General features: G+C 68.7%; 12 protein-coding genes. 10 read left to right on the top strand and 2 right to left on the bottom strand.

Annotation, left to right across the window (positions count from 1 at the left end; translation table 11 throughout):
- The first annotated feature begins 87 nt into the window (after positions 1 to 87).
- The 6 genes from V2S85_RS03250 to V2S85_RS03225 all read left to right on the top strand — a co-directional run bounded on the left by V2S85_RS03250 (position 88) and on the right by V2S85_RS03225 (position 8,570).
- Entirely contained in the window at positions 88 to 1,362 is a 1,275-nt protein-coding gene (locus V2S85_RS03250; RefSeq protein ID WP_330701440.1) for a hydroxymethylglutaryl-CoA reductase, degradative, read from the top strand.
- Positions 1,363 to 1,648: 286 nt separating this feature from the next.
- Complete coding sequence (locus tag V2S85_RS03245) at positions 1,649 to 2,887, top strand: CaiB/BaiF CoA-transferase family protein (protein WP_330701631.1); 1,239 nt, start codon at positions 1,649 to 1,651, stop codon at positions 2,885 to 2,887.
- A gap of 1 nt (position 2,888) precedes the next feature.
- Positions 2,889 to 3,641, top strand: coding sequence for an enoyl-CoA hydratase/isomerase family protein (locus tag V2S85_RS03240; protein WP_330701439.1), 753 nt, complete (start codon positions 2,889 to 2,891; stop codon positions 3,639 to 3,641).
- 300 nt (positions 3,642 to 3,941) lie between these two features.
- Entirely contained in the window at positions 3,942 to 6,263 is a 2,322-nt protein-coding gene (locus V2S85_RS03235) for a TonB-dependent receptor (RefSeq protein WP_330701438.1), read from the top strand.
- A 22-nt stretch (positions 6,264 to 6,285) separates the two neighbouring features.
- Positions 6,286 to 7,629 carry an amidohydrolase family protein gene (locus V2S85_RS03230; RefSeq protein WP_330701437.1) on the top strand — a complete coding sequence of 448 codons (1,344 nt, stop codon included), beginning with the start codon at positions 6,286 to 6,288 and terminating at the stop codon, positions 7,627 to 7,629.
- Entirely contained in the window at positions 7,629 to 8,570 is a 942-nt protein-coding gene (locus tag V2S85_RS03225; RefSeq protein ID WP_330701436.1) for an alpha/beta hydrolase, read from the top strand. The genes V2S85_RS03230 and V2S85_RS03225 overlap by 1 nt, the downstream gene beginning before the upstream one ends.
- Positions 8,571 to 8,714: 144 nt before the next feature.
- Here V2S85_RS03225 and bktB read toward each other — a convergent pair whose 3' ends face one another.
- Both bktB and V2S85_RS03215 read right to left on the bottom strand, forming a co-directional pair.
- A complete protein-coding gene (gene bktB / locus V2S85_RS03220) occupies positions 8,715 to 9,896 on the bottom strand; it encodes a beta-ketothiolase BktB (protein WP_330701435.1) in 1,182 nt (393 codons plus the stop codon).
- 13 nt (positions 9,897 to 9,909) lie between these two features.
- Positions 9,910 to 11,547 (bottom strand): long-chain fatty acid--CoA ligase, encoded by a 1,638-nt coding sequence (locus V2S85_RS03215; protein WP_330701434.1) that lies wholly within the window; start codon positions 11,545 to 11,547, stop codon positions 9,910 to 9,912.
- A gap of 276 nt (positions 11,548 to 11,823) precedes the next feature.
- Here V2S85_RS03215 and V2S85_RS03210 point away from each other — a divergent pair, with 276 nt between their 5' ends.
- The 4 genes from V2S85_RS03210 (at position 11,824) to V2S85_RS03195 (ending at position 15,767) form a co-directional block, all read left to right on the top strand.
- A complete protein-coding gene (locus V2S85_RS03210) occupies positions 11,824 to 12,603 on the top strand; it encodes an IclR family transcriptional regulator (RefSeq protein WP_271183838.1) in 780 nt (259 codons plus the stop codon).
- A gap of 203 nt (positions 12,604 to 12,806) precedes the next feature.
- On the top strand, positions 12,807 to 13,508 hold the full coding sequence (locus V2S85_RS03205; protein WP_330701433.1) for a carboxymuconolactone decarboxylase family protein: 702 nt from the start codon (positions 12,807 to 12,809) through the stop codon (positions 13,506 to 13,508).
- Positions 13,509 to 13,649: 141 nt separating this feature from the next.
- The gene (locus V2S85_RS03200; RefSeq protein ID WP_330701432.1) at positions 13,650 to 14,525 is read left to right on the top strand and encodes an SMP-30/gluconolactonase/LRE family protein; all 876 of its coding nucleotides are present in this window, start codon (positions 13,650 to 13,652) and stop codon (positions 14,523 to 14,525) included.
- A 66-nt stretch (positions 14,526 to 14,591) separates the two neighbouring features.
- Positions 14,592 to 15,767, top strand: coding sequence for an acyl-CoA dehydrogenase family protein (locus V2S85_RS03195; protein ID WP_330701431.1), 1,176 nt, complete (start codon positions 14,592 to 14,594; stop codon positions 15,765 to 15,767).
- The last annotated feature ends 1 nt before the right edge of the window (position 15,768 follow it).

Below are 15,768 nucleotides of genomic sequence, written 5' to 3'. Positions count from 1 at the left end.
AGTTCCCCAAAGATCGCTTCGGACTGTACCTGTTTGCGCCACGCATCAACCGCTATCGTCCCGGGACATGGATTTTGGAGGATTTTTGTGGCGGAGCGGAAGACGGCGCGGGTTTCGGGGTTTCACAAGTTGGGGCAGGCGGAGCGGCTGGAGGTGGTGGCGGCGTTCGCGGGGCTGGGGGAGGAGCATGTCGCGCAGCTGGCGCGGGGCTCCAACATCGATGCCGAGCTGGCCGACCACATGATCGAGAACATGATCTCCACCATCGCCATCCCCGTGGGCGTGGCCACCAACCTGAAGATCGACGGCATCGACGTGCTGGTGCCGATGGCGACCGAAGAGTCCTCGGTCATCGCCGCCGTCGGCAATGCGGCGCGCCAGTGCTACGACAACGGCGGCTTCACCACCTCGATGTCGGGCACGCGGATGATCGCGCAGATCCAGCTTCTCGACCTGGCCGACCCCGCCCGCGCCCGGCTCGTCATCCTGGAGCGGCGTGACGAGATCGCCGCGCTCTGCAATGCCTGCGACCCGACGCTGGTGCGCATGGGCGGCGGCTTCTGCGACCTCGAGGTACGGCTGATCGACGCGCCATCGGGCACCATGGTCATCACGCACATCATCGTCGACACCCGCGATGCGATGGGCGCCAACGCTGTCAACACGATGGCCGAGCGCCTCGCTCCCCGCCTGGCGCAATGGACCGGCGGCCGCTCGCTGCTGCGCATCCTGTCGAACCTCGCCGATCGCCGCGTCGCCCGCGCCCGCGCCACCTGGCGCTGCGCGGACATCGGCGGCGAGGCCGTGCGCGACGCCATGGTCGCCGCCTTCGAGTTCGCCGACGCCGACCCCTACCGCGCCGCGACTCACAACAAGGGAATCATGAACGGCGTCTCCGCCGTCGTCCTCGCGACCGGCAACGACACCCGCGCGGTGGAGGCGGGCGCCCATGCCTACGCCGCGCGCGATGGGCGCTATCGCAGCCTCTCGCGCTGGGAAGTGACGCGCGAGGGCGACTTGTCGGGCGTGCTGGAACTGCCGCTGGCGGTGGGGCTGGTCGGCGGCGCCACCCGCATCCATCCGGGCGCGCGCGCCCTGCTGGCGATCCTGGGCGTGGACAGCGCCGAGCGGCTGGCGCGGATCATCGCGGCGGTGGGTCTGGCGCAGAACTTCGGCGCGATGAAGGCGCTGGCCACCGACGGCATCCAGAAGGGCCACATGGCGCTCCATGCGCAGAACGTCGCCATCACCGTGGGCGCGGCGGGCGAGGAAGTGGGCGCGGTCGCCCGCCTGCTGATCGAGCGCGGGACGATCGACGCCGAGGCCGCCGCCGGGGCACTGGCCCAGCTGCGCGGCGCCTGACGGGCGAGCCCGCGGCGGCCTGCGGAACACGAGGCACTCAACGGCACCTAACGGCACCTAACCGTACCCAAGCGGCACCGGGGACTGCCGCAAGGGTGTGCAGACCGCACGGGAATGGCGCGGATACGCGACCGGCCGGAGACAAACGAGATTAAACTGTGCCCGTAATGCTAACGGTACAGTATCTTGAAATTAGCGCTGAACTGTCTCTGCTCAATATGCGATCCCGGGAATATAGCCGGGACAAACAGGTCCGCTCGCGACGAGGGAAGAGGTGAGGTTGACGATGAAGGATGCGGCACGGATCGGCACGGCCGAAGGATCTGCGGGACCGCTGGCGGGCGTCGTCGTGCTCGACTTGACGCGGGTGGTCGCCGGGCCGTTCTGCGCGATGATCCTGGCCGACCTGGGCGCCACCGTCATCAAGATCGAGAACCCGGCCGACCCCGACTACACGCGCACCTTCCCGCCCATCGTCCGCAACGGCTCGGCCGAGGAGAGCGCCTTCTTCGCGCAGTACAACCGCAACAAGGAAGGCATCGCCATCAACCTGCGGCTGGACGAGGGCAAGGCGCTGTTCCGGCGGCTGGTCCGCGAGGCGCATGTGGTGCTGGAGAATTTCCGGCCCGGCACGATGGACCGCCTCGGCCTGTCCTACGAAGTGCTGCAGGCGGAGAACCCGGCGATCGTCTACGGTGCGATCAGCGGCTTCGGGCGGACCGGCCCTTATTCCAGCCGCCCGGCCTACGACAATTCGGGGCAGGCGGCGGGCGGCTTGTGGTCGATGAACGGCTATCCCGACCAGCCGCCGGTGCGGGTCGGCACGATCATCGGCGACGTCGCCGCATCGCTCTATGCCGCCATCGGCGTGCTGGCCGCGCTGCGCGAGGCGGAGGCGACGGGGCGGGGGCAGGTGGTCGACATCTCGCAGCAGGATTCGGTGCTCTCGCTCACCGAAAGCGCGGTGGTGCGCTATACCGTCGATGGCGAGGTGGCGCGGCCGCTGGGCAACGACCATCCCTTCGTGCGCCCTTACGGCCAGTTCCCCTGCGCCGACGGCTTCGTGTTCTTCGGCGGCTATACCGACAAGTTCTGGGCGCTGACCTGCGAGATCTTCGGCGATCCCGAGGCGGCGCGCGATCCGCGCATTGACACGATGGAGAAGCGCTTCGACCCGCTTGTCGCCGAAACCGTGGTCCGGCCGCTGCTGGAGCGCTGGTTCAGGCGCCACACCAAGGCCGAACTGGAAGCGATGGTGGGCGACAAGGTGCCGCTCAGCGCCATCAAGTCGATCGACGAGGTGGTCGAAGACCCGCACGTCAACGCGCGCGGGATGATCGTCGAACTGCCGGTGGCGGGCACGCCGACGCGGGTGATGGGGCTGCCGATCGCGCTGCCCGGCCGTGCCGCCGCGCCGCATCGCCCGGCCCCGGCGATGGGCGAGCACACCGCCGCCGTGCTGGCGCGCATGCTGGGCCTGGGCGCGGACGACATCGCGGCGCTGTCGCGGGCGGGGGTGGTCTGAGATGGGCATCGAGGTGACGCGCGAAGGCGCGGTGGCGGTGGTCCGCTTCGCCCGGCCGGACAAGCTCAACGCGATGACGCTGGCGATGTACGACGATCTCGGCCGCGCCTTCGACGAGGCGCAGGCGGACGGCGCCGTCCACGCGATCGCGCTGCTCGGTTCGGAGCGGGCGTTCTGCGCCGGGGCCGACCTGCTGGAGGCGATCCCGGCGCTGGCCGAGGGCCGCTTCGACATCAGCGAATGGGACGGCGCCCACGCCAAGAAGGGCAACGTGGTCAAGCCCATCGTCAGCGGCGTGCGCGGCCTGTGCTACGGCGCCGGGTTCGAGATCATGCTGGCCAGCGACATCCGCGTCGCCGGGGAGAGCGCGCGCTTCCGCCTGCCCGAGGCGGAGCACGGCTTCGTGCCCGCCGGCGGCACGCTGGTCCGGCTGGTGCGCCAGATCGCCTATGCGCATGCGATGGAGATCATGCTGACCGCGCGCGTCTTCACCGCGCCCGAGATGCTGCAGCGCGCGGTGGTCAACGAAGTGGTCGCCGACGAGGCCGTCGATGCGCGCGCGCTCGAACTGGCGGGCCGCATCGCCGCGTTCAGTCCGGTGGCGGTGCAGACCATCAAGGAAGCGGCGCTGACGCTGCGCGACATGCCGCTGGCGCAGGCTTTCGCGCGGGAGGCGGTGCTGGGCCAGCGCACGTTCACCAGTCCCGAGGCGCGGGCGGGGCTGGACCGCTTCGCAAGGCGCAAGGGCGGCTAGGAACCGCACGGGATACCGGACCCGGCGCGGGATCGGCGCGGGATCGACCGGAGAGGGAAGAGTGCCGCAGGCGCGGCGGGTCATGGCGATCCGGCCGGCGAGGGCCTGTGCGCGATTGATATTTATCGTTTCCATTCAAACCATTGGTTTTTGACGGAGACCTGTTGGACCCCACGGAATCGCAAGCTTGGATGTTCTCGGGGACCGCCGTGAAGGCCAATCTTCCTGCCGCGCACCGGAGCCTGAGGGAGGCCCGGCCGGCAGCTGCGTCGAAATTCTCATCAACAGGGAGTACGTATAATGACGAAGCAACGCAGCCGCCACCTCGCATCGGTGTCCTTCGCCAGCCTGCTGCTGGCAGCGGCGCCGCAGGCCCATGCCCAGGATACGGGGGCAGCGGCCGGCGCTCCGGCGGCGGGCGACGAGATCCTCGTCACCGCGCAGCGCCGCGAGCAGGCACTCAAGGACGTGCCGATCTCGATCACCGCGCTGAACGAACAGCAGCTGGAGATCCGCCGCGTCAGCTCGATCGGCGACTTCATCACCTCGATCCCCAACGCGACGAGCATCCAGGCCGGCGGCTTCTACGGCCAGAGCATGAGCTTTCGCGGGATCAGCAACTTCTCGGGCGGGCATTACGACGTCGTCTCGGTGACGATCGACGACGTCGGCTACGGCGCCACCACGACGACGCCGATCCTCTCCTCCAAGCTCAACGACATCGACCGCGTCGAGGTGCTGCGCGGGCCGCAGGGCACGCTGACCGGGCGCAATGCGCTGGGCGGCTCGATCAACGTCATCACCAACAAGCCCGATCCCACCGCGCTGGGCGGCTCGGCCAGCCTCGACTACGGCCGCTTCAACACGTTCGAGGGCAAGCTGGTGCTCAACGTGCCGCTGGCCGCGAACGCGGCGATCCGCACCTCGGGCTTCTACGAGAGCAGCGACGGCGCGATCAGGAACATCGCGCCCACCGGGGGAAGCTCGGGCTACCATAACTTCGGCGGCCGCGTGGCGCTGCGGGTGGAGCCGACCGACCGGCTGACCCTCGACGCCACGCTGGGCTACGAGCGGCTGCGCCGGGGCATGGACAACTGGATGACGCATGACTTCGCGCATGCCGACCTGGCAGAGGCTTTCACCTCCGAGCTGGCGAGCTGGGGCGGCGCCTATCCGGGCCCGGTCGACTACTTCGACGATCGCGGCAACAATGGCGGCAAGGTCAGCAAGGATACGAAGGAATACACCCACATCCGCGACTGGAGCGCTTCGCTGCGCGCCGCCTACAAGCTCGATCCGCTGACGGTCGACCTGATCTACGGCCATTACGACTACAAGGTGAACTACGCCGAGGACTACGACCAGACCGAATATGCCTGGGCCAATACCGCCTCGCAGCACAAGTCGTATTCCGATTCGCTGGAACTGCGGCTGACTTCGACCAATGACGGCGCGTTCAACTGGGTGGCGGGCGTCAGCTACCTGCACGAACGCTACGACAGCTACGGCAACGACTTCTACGGCGCCTGGATCACCGACTTCAGCCTGCCCCGGCTGAACGGAGAGGGCGGCTACGTGCCGCTCTATGCCGGGCACGACCAGAACGACCTCAAGAGCTTCGGCGTCTTCGGCAACGTGTTCTGGGACATCGCCGACAAGCTGCACCTCTCGGCCGGGGTGCGCTACAGCGTCGAGCACAACCGCCTGGGCAGCGCCTTCACCTTCGACCTCGTCGATCCCGCCAACGTGGTCATGCCCGAATTCACCGATGCCGATTACCAGCGCTCGAAGATCGCGCGCTGGTCGCCGCGCGTGGCGCTCAACTACGACGTGACCGACCGGATCAGCGCCTATGCGCAGTTCTCCACCGGCTACCGCGCGGGCTACGGCAATACCCAGCAGGCGATCAGCGTCGGCGCGCCGAAGGAAGTCGGGCCGGAATCGCTGCGCAACTACGAACTGGGCTTCAAGGGCCAGATCATCCCGCGCGTGCTGACGCTCAATGCCGCCGTGTTCTACATGCAGTACACCGGCCTGCAGGTACAAGTGCCGATCCCGGCCGGGCAGAACCCGTTCCCCTTCACGATCTACTACGACATCAACGCCGGCAAGGCGCATACCAAGGGCTTCGAACTGGAGGCCGAACTGCGCGCCGCCAGCGACCTGACCTTCAATGCCGCGCTGGGCTATACCGATGCCACCATCGACAACGTGCTGGTCACCGACACCACCACCGACGAGACCACCGAATACCGCAACATCCCGATGCCCAACGTGCGCCCGTGGACGGCCTCGGCCTCGGTCGAGTGGACGCCCCGGATCAACGATCGCTTCACCGGGCTGGCGCGGCTCGACTTCACGTACCAGGACAGCCTCTACTACCAGGGCATCACCGCCGATCCCAACTGGTACGTGCCCTCGTACAAGACGTTCGACCTGACCGTCGGCGTCTCGACCCCGCAGTACCGGATCTCCGCGTACTTCGACAATATCCTGAACGAGAAGTACTTCACCTCGGTGGGCTGGTACGACGTGGCGCGCCGCGGGCGCATGGTCTACACCCCGCCGCGCGTCTTCGGGATCCGCCTGAACGCCAACCTCGACGCGCTGTTCGGGCGCTGACACACTGACCGGAGACTGCCTGATGACGCTGGAGATGAACCGCCGCACCGCATTGGGGGGCCTGATGGCGCTGCCCCTCGTCGGCGCGACGTCCCAGGCTCCGGCGTCGCCTGGCATCGTGATCCGCAACGCCTGGCTGTTCGACGGCACCGGCTCCGCGCGGCAGACGCGCAACGTGCGGATCACCGGCGATCGCATCGACGCGGTATCGGCCGGCGACATTCCGGTGCCGCCCGGCGCCACGGTGATCGACGCCGCCGGGCAGACGCTGATGCCCGGCCTCACCGACGCGCACTGGCACATGTCGGCGGTCAAGGGCGTGCCGTGGATGGGCCCGCAGGACGCGCCGTCGATCGCGCTGGTGTTCAAGGATGCCGAGCGCCAGCTGCTGCGCGGCTTCACCACCGTACGCGACACCGCCGGCTCGGTCTTCGGCATCCGCGACGCGATCGAGCAGGGCATCATGCCCGGCCCGCGCTGCTATCCCAGCGGCGCGGCGATCTCGCAGACCTCGGGCCACGGCGACTTCGACCCCACCGACGAATTGCCGGTGGCGCTGGGCGGCGAGCCTTCGCACTACCGCATGCTGGGCATGACGGCGGTGGCCAACGGCGTCCCCGAAGTGCTCGCCGCCACCCGCCAGCAGTTCAAGCGCGGGGCGACGCAGATCAAGATCATGGCGGGGGGCGGCGTTACCTCCGATCACGACCCGATCGACACCCTGCAGTTCACCCCCGAGGAACTGCGCGCGATCGTCCAGGCCGCGACCGACTGGGGCACGTACGCCTGCGCCCACGTCTACACGGCGGCGGGTGTGCGGCGCTGCCTGGAGGCCGGGGTGCGCTCGATCGAGCACGGGCACCTGATCGACGATGCCACCGCCGCGCTGATGGCGCAGAAAGGCGCGTGGCTCTCCACCCAGCCGTTCGAGGGCGGCGACAACGTGCTGACGCCCGAACAGATGGTGAAGGCGGCGGAATCGCTCGGCACCGAAGGCTGGCGGGTGAGCGTGGGGCTGGCAAAGAAGCACGGCGTCAAGGTGGCCTTCGGCACCGACCTGTTTGCGCGCACGACGAGTTCGCGCACCGAGAACACCATGTTGCCGCGCCTCGGCACCGTGTTCTCCAACGCCGAGGTGCTGCGCATCGCGACCTCGGGCAACTGCGAGCTGTTCGCGCAGTCGGGCAAGCGCAACCCCTATCGCGCCGCGCCGCTGGGCGTGGTGCGCGAGGGCGCCTGGGCCGACGTGCTGCTGGTGCGCGGCAACCCGCTCGACGACCTGCGCCTGCTGGAGGACTACGAGCGCAACATGCTGGCGATCATCAAGGGCGGTGTCGTCTACAAGAACCTGATGGGGAACGCCTGATGCGCCGGCTCGCCCTTGCCGCCATGGTCGCCCTGTCCGCGCTTGCCGGACCCGCAAGCCTTGCCGCCGAACCTGCCTCTCCCCAGCCCGCCACCCCGCCGCCGGCCGCCGCCTACGCGATGCCGGATACCGAGGTGTTCGACCTGACCGCGCGCGACGAGGGCGGCGGGGGCGACGGGGGCGGCGGGGGCGGGCAGGTCTATCGCATCTTCGTCTCGCGCCCCTCGGCGCCGGCTCCGGCGGGGGGCTATCCGGTGCTCTACGTGCTCGATGCCAATGCCCTTTTCGCCGGCTTTGCGGGTGAGCGGCGGCTGGAGGAGTTCGGCAAGGTCGCGGGCGGCGGGGTGATGGTGGTCGGGATCGGTTATCCGACCGATCAGGTCTACGACATGCAGCGCCGCCTCTACGACCTCACCCCCCCGTGGCCCGCGCACATGCCGCCCGCGCAGGCGGCGATGGCCGGGCTGAAGGCAGGCGGCAACGAGAACTTCGCGCGGTTCCTGCTGGGCCAGTTGCGCGGCGAGATCGCGGGCCGCTATCCGGTGTCGAAGGAGCGCCAGTCGCTGTTCGGGCATTCGCTGGGCGGGCTGTTCGCGCTGCACATGCTCTATACCCGCCCCACCGCGTTCGAGGCGATCGTCGCCGCCAGCCCTTCGCAGTGGTGGAACGACCAGTCGCTGCTGACCGAGGAACGCGCCTTTGCCGAGCGGCTGCAGGCGGGCAGGATCGACGGTCCGGTCAGCCGCGTGCTGGTGGTTGCGGGCGAGCGGGACACCATGGGCGCCATCGCCGTGGACGCCGACGCGCTGAGCCGCCGCTTCGACGCGCTCTCGGCCTATGGCCTGCGCACGCGCCATGCGCAGTTCGATGCGGAGGAGCACGTCACCGTGCCGACCCGCGCGATCACGCCCTCGCTGCGCTTCGTGGCGGGGGCGTTTTGAGGCAGTGAGCCGGAGGCCGCCCTGCGGCTAAGCCGGAGCTAATCCAACCACACCTCGTCATTGCGAGCGCAGCGAAGCAACCCAGGGCGGTTTAATACTGCCCTGGGTTGCTTCGCTGCGCTCGCAATGACGACCGGGGACGGGTTACACCCGCTCCCAGATCGCCGCGATGCCCTGGCCGCCGCCGATGCACATCGTCGTCAGGCCGTAGCGCCCGCCGGTCCGGCGCAGTTCGTGGAACAGCTTGGTGGCGATGATCGCCCCCGTCGCGCCGACCGGATGGCCCAGCGCGATGCCGCTGCCGTTGGGGTTGACCTTCTCCGGATCGAGCCCGAGTTCCTGCGCCACCGCGCAGGCCTGCGCGGCGAAGGCCTCGTTTGCCTCGATCACGTCGAGATCGGCCACGTCAAGCCCCGCCCGCGCCAGCGCCGCGCGGGTCGCCGGGACCGGGCCGATGCCCATGTATTCGGGCTCTACCCCCGCGTGGCCGTAGGAGACGAGCCGCGCCAGCGGCGTCAGGCCATGGTCGCGCACCGCCTGCTCGCTGGCGAGCACGACCGCCGCCGCGCCGTCGTTGATGCCCGAGGCATTGCCGGCGGTGACGGTGCCCTCGGTCTTGCGGAATACCGGGCGCAGCGTCTCGAAGTCGGCGAGGGTGGCATCGCGGCGGACGTATTCGTCCTCTTCGAACAGGCGGGTGCCCGCGCGCGTCTTCAGTTCGAACGGGGCGATCTGCTCGCGGAAGCGCCCTTCGGCGATCGCGCGCGCGGCGCGGGTCTGGCTGGTGAGGGCGAGGGCGTCCTGCTGCTCACGGGTGATGCCGTGGCGCGCCGCGACGTTCTCCGCCGTCACGCCCATCAGGATTTCGTGGAAGGGATCGGTCAGCGCGCCGTTCAGTCCGTCGATCACCGCGCCGTCGCCCATCTTGCGGCCCCAGCGCATGTCGGGGAGGTAGAACGGCGCGCGGCTCATGACCTCGGTGCCGCCTGCCAGTGCCACCGCGCAGTCGCCCAGCATGATCGCCTGCGCGGCCGAGATGATCGCCTGCAGCCCCGATCCGCACAGCCGGTTGACGGTCAGCGCGGGCGTCTCCACCGGCAGCCCGGCGCCGAGCGCGGCGATGCGGGCGACGAAGTGGTCGCGCGGGTGCGTGGTGATGACGTGCCCGAACACGACATGGCCGACCGCCTCGACCGCCACCCCCGAACGGGCAAGCGCGGCGCGGGCGGCGTGGGCGCCGAGGTCTCCCGGCGTCTGGTCCTTGAGCGAACCGCCGAACGATCCGATGGCGGTGCGGGCGGCGGCGACGGCGTAGATGGTGGTCACGAGAGCGGTCCTGTCACTGCGCGGGATCTAGGTGGTGGCGGTACTGGTCGCGCAGTTCGGACTTGATGACCTTGCCCGAACCGGTGTGCGGCAACTCGTCCACCGTCACGATGTCGTCGGGGAGCCACCAGCGCGCGACGTGCTCGGTGAGGTGGGCGAGCATCGCCTCGCGGCTCACCCTCTCGCCGGGCTGGAGCACGAGCAGCAGCAGCGGCCGCTCCTGCCAGCGCGGATGGGGCACGCCGATCACGGCGGCTTCCTTGACGGCGGGGTGCGCGACGGCGGCGTTTTCGAGGTCGATCGAGGAGATCCACTCGCCGCCTGACTTGATGACGTCCTTCGAGCGGTCGGTGATCTGGACGAAGCCGTCGGCGTCGATGCGGGCGATGTCGCCGCTGTCGAACCAGCCCTGCGCATCGAGCGCGGAGCCGGGTTCCTTGCCGAAATAGCCGTTCGTCACCCAATGCCCGCGCACCACCAGCGCGCCCACCGCGTCGGCGCCGGGGCCGGTGACGTTGCCTTGCGCATCCGCCACCCCGACCTCGCAGCCGAACAGGCAGCGTCCGGCCCTGGCGCGCAGGTCCAGTTCCTCCTCCCACGGCTGGCCGTGGTGGCGGCCCATCGGGCGGGTGACGGCGACGACCGGGCTGGTCTCGGTCATGCCCCAGGCCTGCATCGTCTCGACGCCGAGCAGGTCGCGGAAGCGCTGCACCAGCGCGCGCGGGGTCGCCGCGCCGCCCATGAACACGCGTTCGAGGCGCAGTGCCCCGCGTTCCTCTGCCGTGGCGGTGCGCTCGATCTGGTCGAGGATGGAGAACCACACGGTCGGCACCCCGAGCGAGAAGGTGATGTCCTCGTCGCGCAGTAGCGCATGGAGCGAGGCGCCGTCGAGCTGCGCACCCGGCAGTACCAGCTTGGCCCCGCACATCGCCGAGCCATAAGGCACGCCCCATGAATTGACGTGGAACATCGGCGGCAGCAGCAGCGCATTGTCGCGCGCCGAAAGCGCCATCGAGTCCGCCGTCATCAACGACATCGCATGCAGCACCGTCGAGCGGTGGCTATAGAGCACGCCCTTCGGTGCGCCGGTGGTGCCGGAGGTGTAGCACAGGCTGGAAGCCGTCCGCTCGTCGAGGTCGGGCCATTGTGCGAGCGGCTCGGCGGCGGCGATCAGGTCTTCGTAGGCGATGAGATCGTCGCGGGTGGAGGCGGGCATGTCCTCACGCGCGCAGAGCACGACGACGGTGACCGGCGCATCGTGGATCGCCAGCACGCCTTCGGCCAGCGTCAGCAGGTCCGGGTCCACGAACAGCACCTGCGCGCCGCCGTCGGCGAGGACGTAGCGGATCTGCTCTTCGAACAGCCGCGGATTCAGCGTGTGCAGCACCCGGCCGCTGGCGGGCACGCCGTAGTAGAGTTCGAGGTGCGGGATGCGGTTCCACGCCAGGCTGGCGATCCGGTCGCCGGGGGCGGTGCCCAGCGCGTCCAGCGCGGTGGCCAGTCGCCGCGAGCGCTGCGCCACTTGTGCCCAGGTGCTGCGCTCAAAGCTGCCGTCCACGCGGCGCGAGACCACTTCGGTGGCGCCGTGGTTGCGCGCCGCATGGTCGATCACGCTGCCGATGGTCAGCGGCAGGCATTGCATCAGGCCCATCATCGCGCCTTCGTCCTTTCCCGAAACGTGTCCGTCTTCGCCGATCGGCGAGGTTCTCGTTCCGCCCCGGTTAGACGGCGCGGCGCGGGCCGCAAAAAGGAGCGCCGGGCGCGGGCCGAATATCACAGGGGGAATAGGAACAAGGTTTCGATGCCGGGTGCCGCACCATCACATATGTGATATGACAGAAGGGACATTCCGTTCCCGTACCGGATCGGGCTAACACTGGTCGCAACGAAGCCGCGCACGATAGCGGCCATATATATGGAGAGGCTGATGATCCGGCGAACGGTCAAGTCCGCATCACGCACGCTAGAGGTGCTGGAACTCTTTGCGGAAGAGCGCAGGCCCATGCGGCTGCACGAGGTCTACACCACGCTCGGCTACCCGCAGTCCAGCGCCACCAACCTGCTCAAGAGCATGGTGGTGATGGGCTACCTCAACTACAACCGCATGACCCGCACGTACCTGCCGACGATGCGCGTGGGTGCGCTGGGCAACTGGCTGCCGGGCTACGTCTATTCGGACGAGAGCTACCGCTGGCTGGTGGAGGAACTGCAGCGCCGCACCAACGAGACGGTGGGCCTTAGCACCCAGAACGACCTGTTCGTGCAGTACATCATCCTCAAGGCCCCGGACCACGAGTTCAAGCTGCCGCCGCCGGTCGGCACGATGCGCCTGCTGGTCGATTCCGCCGGCGGCCTCGCGCTGATGAGCGAGATGAAGGACCGCGAGATCGACAAGATCTGTCGCTATACCAACTACTACCAGCTGGCCGAGCGCCAGCGCTTCGACCTTGCCGACCTGATGCGCGAGATCCGCTGGACCCGGCACACCGGCTATGCCTATCTGGCGAATAAGCCGACGCAGGAAGTCTCCTCGATCTCGATGACGCTGGGCGAGAAGATCCACGGCATTCCGCTCGCGATCGGCGTCGGTGGCTTTGCGGACCGCATCTCGCGCGCGCAGTACGACATCATCGAGGCGATGAAGGAGTGCATCGCCGAGTTCAAGGCGATCCGCGAGGAACAGGACTACGCGCAGGCGGCGGAGTAGGGGTTGCCCCCCTCGTTCGTCATTGCGAGCGTAGCGAAGCAATCCAGAGTTACGTAAACCGCCCTGGGTTGCTTCGCTGCGCTCGCAATGACGATACGGTGCGGTCAATCACGCTGATGATTTTCGCGCCCGGTTCCGCGCGGAGATCGACAGCGCGAGGGGCGGCGCGCTCATCCTCTCCGTTCGTGGAGAGAGGATGAGCCGTGAAGACCGAAGCGGAAAAGCAGGCATTCAAGCGCGCCTATATCGAGGCGCGTGGCTACTGGGTGGAGTTCAACGAAGGGCTGCTGGAATATAGCCCCGAGTGGCTGGAAGCCTACCTCGCCTATTCCTCCACGCCTGCGCGCACCGGACCGCTTTCGGCGCGGATGCGCGAGTTGATCTACGTCGCCGTCGATGGCTCCACCACGCACCTGTTCGCGGCGGGGCTGGAAGTGCACGTCCGCATCGCGCTGGACATCGGCTGCACCCCCGCCGAACTGGTCGAGGTGCTACAGATTGCCACGCTGCAGGGGCTCGACAGCGTGGCCCTGGGCATGGACGTGCTGGCGCAGGAACTGGCGGCGCGCGGGAACCCGATCGCGGGGCCGCAGGACTGGCTTTCGGCCGCCGCGCGCGTCTCGCCCGAGTGGGCATCGGCGCTGGCCCAGCTTCAGGCGACGGCGGACCGGACCTCGCGGCTCACCCCTTGCGAGCGGGCGCTGGTTCGGCTGGCGCTGGCGGCCTCGCCGACGCATCTCAACCAAAGCGCGGTGCGCGTCGAAGTGTGCAGCGCGCTGGATGCCGGGGCCTCGGCGGAGGAGATCGCGCAAGTGTTCCAATTGGTCGCGCACCTTGGCCTGCACGCCTGCACCGATGGCATCCCCGCCGTCATGCGCGCCGTCGCCGAGCGCGAAGGAGCTTGATCGTGTTCAACCGCATCCCCGTTCGTCATCCCCGCGAAGGCGGGAACCCATCTGGTGAGGGCGCCTGTCGCACGGCCATCAGATGGGTTCCCGCCTTCGCGGGAATGACTATGTTGTTCCACACGGGCAGGGCCTGAAACCATGGACATCCGCTTCTTCACCGACATCGCCAACGACCTCGGCGAAAGCCCCGTGTGGGACGCGCGGCGCGGCTGGCTGTGGTGGGTGGATATCCGCCGCAACCGCGTCATGGCCGCCGATGCCGACGGCCGGGTGCAGCGCGACTGGACGTTCGACAGTGCGGTCGGTTCGATCGGGCTGGCGGACAGCGGGCTCGTCGCCGCCTTCGTCGATCACTTCGCGCTGATCGACGGGGAGGGTGCGGTGCAGCCGCTGGCCCGCCCGCCGATCGGCACCGGAGCGATCCGCTTCAACGATGGCAAGGCTGACCGGCAGGGGCGTTTCCTCTCGGGCACGATGCAGCATGGCGGGCAGGAGGAGGCGCTGGCCAGCGTCTGGCGGCTCGATGCAGACGGCAGGGCTACACAAGTCGAAGCGGGGATGAAGCTGACGAACGCGATCTGCTTCTCGCCCTGCGGCCGCTGGCTCTACCTTACCGACACCCTCGAAGGCATGATCCGCCGCTACCCCTACAATCCGCAGACCGGGGCGCTGGGCGCGCGCGAGGACTTCTTTGACTGCACCGCAATCGGCGCTCCGGACGGCGCCACCGTCGATACCGAGGGCCGCCTGTGGGTGGCGCTGGTGACGACGCAGCGGATCGGCTGCATCTCGCCGCAGGGCGAATTGCTGCGCAGCATCGACGTGCCGGTGCCCTATCCATCCTGCCCCGCCTTCGGGGGCGAGGACATGGCGACGCTCTACGTCACCACCATCGCCGATTCCGGCCACAAGCTGAAGTCCGACCACCCCGACGCCGGGCGCATGCTGGCGATCACCCGCCTCGACGCGCGCGGGATGGCCGAGGCGATCCACGTTCCGGACAATCACACTTGAAATTAGCGGGGCCGCAAGGGGCCTCAGGCTGGAACTGAACGGGGTCCGCGAGGCAGTCAGCTGCCCATGGACCTCGATTTCACCCCCGCCGAACTGGCCTTCCGCGACGAGGTGCGCGCCTTCTTCGCGAAGACCGTGCCCGCCGAATGGCTCACCCGCGTGCGCGCCGGGCTCCGGCTCGAACCGGCCGAACTGATCGCCTACCAGAAGGCGCTGGCCGCGAAGGGCTGGGGGGCGCCGACCTGGCCCGTCGAGTACGGCGGCCCCGGCTGGACCCCGGCGCAGAACTACATCTTCGAGAGCGAATCCGCCCGCGCCGGGGCGCCGATCCAGTTCCACCAAGGCCTCGAACTGATCGGCCCGATCATCTTCACCTACGGTTCGCAGGAGCTGAAGGACCGCTACCTGCCCGGCATCATCAATGCCGACGACTGGTGGTGCCAGGGCTATTCCGAGCCGGGCGCGGGGTCCGACCTTGCCTCGCTGCGCACCACGGCGGTGCGCGACGGCAACCATTACGTCCTCAACGGGCAGAAGATGTGGACCAGCTACGCACAGGTTGCCAGCCACATGTTCGTGCTCGCCCGCACATCGCAGGAGCCCAAGCGCCAGCAGGGCATCTCGCTGCTGCTGGTGGACATGAAGACGCCCGGCATCGCGATCCGCAAGATCGAGACGATGGACGAGAAGTATACCACCAACGAAGTCTTCCTCGACGACGTGCGGGTGCCGGCGGGGAACCTCGTCGGTACCGAGGGCAAGGGCTGGGAATACGGCAAGGTGCTGCTCGACCGCGAGCGCATGGTCTGCTCGGCCACCGCGATCCACCTGCCGCAAGTGCTCGATGGCGTGCGCGATGCCGCGCGTGCCCGCAAGGTGGGCGGGGTGCCGCTGATCGAGACGCCCGCCTTCGCCGCGCAGCTCGCGCAGCTGGAGATCGAGGCGATGGCGCTCGAAACCATGGTGCTGCGCCTGCTCGCCGACCTCGCCTCGGGCGCCGACTCCGGCCCGCGCGGCTCGATGGTCAAGCTGCGCTGGTCGGACCTCTATCAGCGTGCCACCGCGCTGTGGATGGATGCGCTCGGGCCCGAGGCGGCGCATTTCCGGGCGCTGGAGGGAGAAGCCCCGGCAGACATGCCCTACGGCATGCAGGGCGCCCTCTATTCGCGCGTCACCTCGATCTACGGCGGATCGAGCGAGATCCAGCACAACATCATCGCCCGCCGCGCGCTGGGTCTGTGAG

It is taken from the genome of Novosphingobium resinovorum, from assembly GCF_036352595.1.
Taxonomy (GTDB): Bacteria; Pseudomonadota; Alphaproteobacteria; order Sphingomonadales; family Sphingomonadaceae; genus Novosphingobium; species Novosphingobium resinovorum_B.
Note: the sequence above shows the minus strand (reverse complement) of the source record. Positions and strands in the feature narration are given on the sequence as shown.

Coding starts and splice junctions, on each gene's coding strand:
- V2S85_RS03215 (WP_330701434.1), bottom strand. CDS start 11,547: ATGGGCCTGATGCAATGCCTGCCGCTGACCATCGGCAGCGTGATCGAC.
- V2S85_RS03210 (WP_271183838.1), top strand. CDS start 11,824: ATGATCCGGCGAACGGTCAAGTCCGCATCACGCACGCTAGAGGTGCTG.
- V2S85_RS03235 (WP_330701438.1), top strand. CDS start 3,942: ATGACGAAGCAACGCAGCCGCCACCTCGCATCGGTGTCCTTCGCCAGC.
- V2S85_RS03245 (WP_330701631.1), top strand. CDS start 1,649: ATGAAGGATGCGGCACGGATCGGCACGGCCGAAGGATCTGCGGGACCG.
- V2S85_RS03200 (WP_330701432.1), top strand. CDS start 13,650: ATGGACATCCGCTTCTTCACCGACATCGCCAACGACCTCGGCGAAAGC.
- V2S85_RS03225 (WP_330701436.1), top strand. CDS start 7,629: ATGCGCCGGCTCGCCCTTGCCGCCATGGTCGCCCTGTCCGCGCTTGCC.
- V2S85_RS03240 (WP_330701439.1), top strand. CDS start 2,889: ATGGGCATCGAGGTGACGCGCGAAGGCGCGGTGGCGGTGGTCCGCTTC.
- V2S85_RS03195 (WP_330701431.1), top strand. CDS start 14,592: ATGGACCTCGATTTCACCCCCGCCGAACTGGCCTTCCGCGACGAGGTG.
- V2S85_RS03230 (WP_330701437.1), top strand. CDS start 6,286: ATGACGCTGGAGATGAACCGCCGCACCGCATTGGGGGGCCTGATGGCG.